This is a genomic window from Oceanobacillus longus (assembly GCF_042650085.1).
Taxonomy (GTDB): Bacteria; Bacillota; Bacilli; order Bacillales; family Amphibacillaceae; genus Oceanobacillus; species Oceanobacillus longus.
Genome location: NZ_JBHSAO010000009.1, coordinates 1 through 4,859, shown reverse-complemented (window position 1 = coordinate 4,859; position 4,859 = coordinate 1). Strand labels below are relative to the sequence as shown.

The 4,859-nt window shown below is 36.6% G+C and carries 6 protein-coding genes; 2 read left to right on the top strand and 4 right to left on the bottom strand.

From position 1 onward, the window contains the following. Positions 1-235: IS3 family transposase (locus ACFOUV_RS13290; protein ID WP_379497272.1), on the top strand; the 235-nt coding region annotated here is incomplete at its 5' end. A gap of 404 nt (positions 236-639) precedes the next feature. Here the strand turns inward: ACFOUV_RS13290 and ACFOUV_RS13285 are convergent. The 3 genes from ACFOUV_RS13285 to ACFOUV_RS13275 all read right to left on the bottom strand — a co-directional run bounded on the left by ACFOUV_RS13285 (position 640) and on the right by ACFOUV_RS13275 (position 2,207). Beyond that, the gene (locus ACFOUV_RS13285; protein WP_379497271.1) at positions 640-1,551 is read right to left on the bottom strand and encodes an RluA family pseudouridine synthase; all 912 of its coding nucleotides are present in this window, start codon (positions 1,549-1,551) and stop codon (positions 640-642) included. A gap of 108 nt (positions 1,552-1,659) precedes the next feature. Next, positions 1,660-1,890 (bottom strand): excisionase family DNA-binding protein, encoded by a 231-nt coding sequence (locus ACFOUV_RS13280; RefSeq protein ID WP_379497270.1) that lies wholly within the window; start codon positions 1,888-1,890, stop codon positions 1,660-1,662. 38 nt (positions 1,891-1,928) lie between these two features. Next, complete coding sequence (locus ACFOUV_RS13275; protein WP_379497269.1) at positions 1,929-2,207, bottom strand: GNAT family N-acetyltransferase; 279 nt, start codon at positions 2,205-2,207, stop codon at positions 1,929-1,931. 212 nt (positions 2,208-2,419) lie between these two features. Between ACFOUV_RS13275 and ACFOUV_RS13270 the strand changes: the two genes are divergently transcribed. Further along, a complete protein-coding gene (locus tag ACFOUV_RS13270; protein ID WP_379497268.1) occupies positions 2,420-4,105 on the top strand; it encodes a methyl-accepting chemotaxis protein in 1,686 nt (561 codons plus the stop codon). Between the two features lie 61 nt (positions 4,106-4,166). Here ACFOUV_RS13270 and ACFOUV_RS13265 read toward each other — a convergent pair whose 3' ends face one another. Continuing rightward, the gene (locus ACFOUV_RS13265) at positions 4,167-4,757 is read right to left on the bottom strand and encodes a hypothetical protein (RefSeq protein ID WP_379497267.1); all 591 of its coding nucleotides are present in this window, start codon (positions 4,755-4,757) and stop codon (positions 4,167-4,169) included. Between the last annotated feature and the right edge of the window lie 102 nt (positions 4,758-4,859).

Sequence of the window (4,859 nt, the reverse complement as noted above, 5' to 3'; positions counted from 1 at the left end):
AGTGTTCCAAAGCATGTCACGTAAGGGGAATTGTATAGATAACGCACCTGCAGAAAGCTTTTTCGGTCTTCTGAAACAAGAAAGGTATCATGGGGAATCTCTCTGTACCTATGAAGAATTAAAACGTAAAATTGAAGACTATATCTATTATTACAATAACAAACGAATTAAAGGGAGATTGACCGGTATGAGCCCAGTTCAATACCGAATTCATACCGATCTAATCGTTTCTTAATAAAACTCCAACTATTGGGGGTCACACCATTTCCACGGGCGGCTGGTGAGCCCCTTCATGCTGACGCATTTCAGTGTCTCACCTATGCCTCTCTTCCCGTAGGAGTCTCCGTATATTTCCCAGAGCTAGTTAGAAGGTTGCTGACGATTACTACATTAACGGGGGGGGGGTAGCTAAAATCGTCATACAGCCTTACCAGTCCGGGTGAGCGGCGGGCGGTGACTCCTGCGGGAACAGCACGTGTCCGAAGACCAGAAGAGTGGTTTTCTCTTCGGGGCTGAGGCCGTGCCCGCGGAAAGCATCCGCCCAGAGCGATCCCGGACGGCGAGATAAGTTACCTCACAGTTTATCTCAACTCAGCGAGGAATATAAAGCAACATGCATTACAAAAATTGATTATAATTTTATTCTGACTTTGCTAAAAACGACTGTGGTACATCTGCTTTAAATAACATTAATTTATTTGTCGTTGGATGGTTAAAAGATAGCACTTTTGCGTGTAGGCCAAGTCTCCCAATAGCAGTACGCTTTTTGGAGCCATATTTTTTGTCTCCCACAACCGGGTAGCCAAGGTCTTGCATATGAACACGAATTTGATTTTTTCGTCCAGTTTCCAACTGAACTTCCAGTAGTGAGAATTCATCATTTGATTGAACCAATTTATAATGCGTAATTGCATGAAGTCCATCATTTTGAGTTGGACTGGAATACATCAAATGTGTCTTGCTTTCGCGCAGCCATGAAGAAATATATCCTTTTTCTTTTGTAACCTTCCCCTCTACCAAAGCAACATAAGTACGCTCTTTTACAATCTCTTTCCAATTGTCTTGCATTTTCCGTTTAACTTGTTCACTTTTAGCAAACATCATTACTCCTGAAGTATCTTTATCCAAACGGTGGACAACAAAAACTCTGTTATCAGGGTTCTCTGTTTTAACATAATCCATTAGCTGATGAAGTGCTGTATGCTTTTTTTCCTTTTCAGTTGCAATGGATAAAAGCCCAGCTTCCTTATTAATGACGATGATATCATCATCTTCATAAAGAATGTTCATCCCAATTAAAACGTTCTCTTTAATTGCCGCTTTATTTTTTAAAATGGTTACCGTCTGACCTCGACGCAGTCTGTAATTATACTTCGTTTCAATATGATCATCTATCGTCACTTGACCCCTGGCCAAAATGGACTTTACGGAATTACGGCTTCTATTAGTCATTACCTTCAATAAAAATTCTAATAATTCTATTGGTTCCTTTACTTCAAAGTTCATTGATTTTGCTTCTTTTCTGTAATTTGAATACTTTTTCTTAGGCATGATCGTTAGCTCCTTAGCTTCTTAAATAAAAATGTTAAGATTAAGCCAGATTACTATCCAGCTCAGTCTTAACATTAGATGGAATTTATTACAAATGCAAATCTAAATCTAATCCTCGTCTTTCACATCAATATCCTCAGGTATCGGTTCATTAAGGTACTCATCAATCATTAATCGATACTTTTCTACTTGTTCGAAGTGTGTTGTGAATTGTGCTTTATTGATAAGGTACTGTTCACCATCATGAATTGCACGAATACGACCTTGCAACACTAAAGCGGATACTTTCGTTTCATCCATAGATAAATATTCTGCAGTATCCTGAACAGACAAGTACATTACCGTCAGCACCTTTCTATTTTAATTTATACGAACTATTATTTGCTCAAAACGTCATGATATTCTTTCTTTTTTTCGATTTTTTCTTTTGCATAGGGACATAGAGGTATTATTTTCTTTCCTTTTTCTCTAGCATATACCACAACATTCTCCAGTAATTGTCCTGCTATACCTTGGCCACGAAGGTCATTCGATACATAGGTGTGATCGATGACAAGTCTTTCCTCACCAGATTCCACAAATGTAATTTCTGCTAATGGATTTTGTACATTTTCTCCTATATAGAATTTATTTGCACCTTGGTTGATAGTAGCCATGTTATTCCTCCTAAATATTCAAACATTATCATCTATGTATTATACTCCTATTTATGATTCATTGAAATGGAAAGTTGTACAAATTAATATCCAAATACGATATTTACTAGTTTATAAAAGTTTTAAAACTTAACAGTATCTTAATATTGGACTGCTATAATAAATGCAAGATAGTACAAATGGACTAAGAAAAAGAAGGGAAAAATTACCACATGAAACAGTTTTTTAGTAACGCTATTTCCAAAGCAACGCTACAAACCAGATTATTAATCCTTTTTATATCGTTAATTGTCATAGCAATTATTACTGTAGGAACAGTAACATATGTACAGGCAAAGAATTTAACTTTGAATACAATTGAAGACAGACTAGCTAGAGAGACGCAATTAATGGGATACATAGCAGAAAATCTACAATTTTTGTATGTGAGTGATAATGATTACTTTATGCAGCAGCTTAATGCCAACATCCGCACCCAGAAAAATGAACTTAAAGAAGACGGAATCGAGTCGCAATTTTTCTATATAGACAATAATAAAGCTATCCCATTTACAGCGAGCGCAGACACATTACCCTCCATTTCAGATTCATTAATTACGGAGATTACAGAAAAAGAGAATGGGCAAATTAGTAAAGAGATTAGTGGCGAACCATATACGGTTTCATTCCAACAAATGGACGAGATTGGAGGTATCTATGTATTACTTGTACCTCATCATTCATTTATGGCACCTGTGACAAATATGGGTTACATTATAATTTCAATTATCATCGCAAGCATACTCATCTCTTCTATCTTGCTTATTCAATTCGTGAGAACATTAACAAGACCACTCACGGTATTGCGCAATACGATGCGGGAGGTACGGGAAGGCAACTTGCACCAGGCACCTAAGCCAAAGACTACCCTGCCTGAATTTATTTCATTACATAAAAGCTACGACGCCATGATTGATCAAATGCGGACAATGCTTCATGAACTGAAAAGTACAACACTGGAATTAAACCATACCGGAGAGGATTTAAAAAATTCGTCCAATAGCACGCTTCAATCGAGTCATGATTTAACTGAATCTATCAACGTTGTTAAAAATGGCGCAGAACAAACTGCAAGCAGTTCCGAAAACAACGTATCCAGCTCTATTTCAATGAAACAAAAAACAGAAACAATGCTTAAAAACATGGACAATGTTTTTGCAAACTCTGAAAATATGAGAATCTCAGCAGTAACTGGCGAAAAAAATATCACAAAATTAATTCTAACCTCTCAAACATTCGAGAAGGATTTTAATCATTTAACTAAAACGATACAACAAGTAAATGAATACGCTAAGTCTATTTCAAAGCTAGTTGGATTGATTCAAGGTGTTGCAGAACAAACCAAATTATTATCACTCAATGCAGCAATTGAAGCAGCCCGGGCCGGGGAAGCCGGGAGAGGGTTCTCGGTAGTTGCAAATGAAGTTGGCAAGCTCGCAGAACAATCTTCAACAGCAGCTAATGAAATAACGAATGCCATCTCGAATATGGGAGACATAACCCAATATGCAACAACAGAGTTTAAAAGTTTATTCCAAAAAACGAATGAAAATTTGACAATCGCAAATGAATCGAAAGTCTCCTTTGATGAGCTAATGGAGAAAATCGTTGAAACCAATAATAATATTAAAGCGATGCAGGATGAATTAAAGGAATTGAAAATGGAGCTTCCAAAACTGGAATTGTCAGCCGAAGACTTTGCCTCCATCTCACAAGAAACATTAGCAAGTTCAGAGGAAATGCTTGCAAGCAGTGAACACCAATATAAACAAATGGAAAACACACATGAAATCGGATTAAAACTTATTGGTATTTCAAACGCTTTATCCCAGATTACGAAACAATTTAAAGTAGATTAAAGGACTCTTCAGATAATATATCCCTAAGAACTCTTAGATAATTTTAAGGGTTCTTTCTTTTTCAATCCCACAAATCAGTTGTATTCAAAATATAGTCACACTGTTTTTCCACATCAAGAGATGAAAAGTAATGTTCTTCCAAAGGGATCCATTGATTGATGAACATTTGCAATTTTTCTTCACCATTTCGTTTAGCAATACGCTTCAATTGTGTTTGAAAATCAACTGTCATAAATATTTTATAGTCATAAGCATTTGCCAAACTCGGGTGCAGGCTATATACCCCTTCAATAAGGCTAAGTTTTTTTGGGGAAGAATGAATTGGCTCATCCAAAGCCCTAACTGCACAGTTATATGGACGGTATGAGATGGATTCGCTATTTTTTATAGGGTTCAGCACTTCTTCCTTGAATCTCTCGTAATGTACATTTCCACCAGGTTTAGCCAGTCTTTCCTTTGTTTTCATCTCAAAAGGAAGGAAGAAATCATCCATATGAAAAGCATTACAGTCAAATGTTTCGCCAAGTAATTTTGATAATGTACTTTTTCCGCTTCCACATCTTCCTTCGATCGCAACAGTCAGATGATCATTCTCTTTCAATTGCTTTTCTAATGCCTTGATTATAGACTGAAACTTATCGTTACTTTCCATAACACTCACCCTCTCATATTTATCATTACGTTTTCTATAAACTCCCTCAGATAGATTCAATTTACTCTTAAATGCTCGCTTATTCGCAGGATTTCAAACCAC

Excerpts from the sequence above, each read along its gene's own strand:
- ACFOUV_RS13285 (WP_379497271.1), bottom strand. The coding sequence starts at position 1,551 with ATGCCTAAGAAAAAGTATTCAAATTACAGAAAAGAAGCAAAATCAATG.
- ACFOUV_RS13280 (WP_379497270.1), bottom strand. The coding sequence starts at position 1,890 with ATGTACTTGTCTGTTCAGGATACTGCAGAATATTTATCTATGGATGAA.
- ACFOUV_RS13275 (WP_379497269.1), bottom strand. The coding sequence starts at position 2,207 with ATGGCTACTATCAACCAAGGTGCAAATAAATTCTATATAGGAGAAAAT.
- ACFOUV_RS13270 (WP_379497268.1), top strand. The coding sequence starts at position 2,420 with ATGAAACAGTTTTTTAGTAACGCTATTTCCAAAGCAACGCTACAAACC.
- ACFOUV_RS13265 (WP_379497267.1), bottom strand. The coding sequence starts at position 4,757 with ATGGAAAGTAACGATAAGTTTCAGTCTATAATCAAGGCATTAGAAAAG.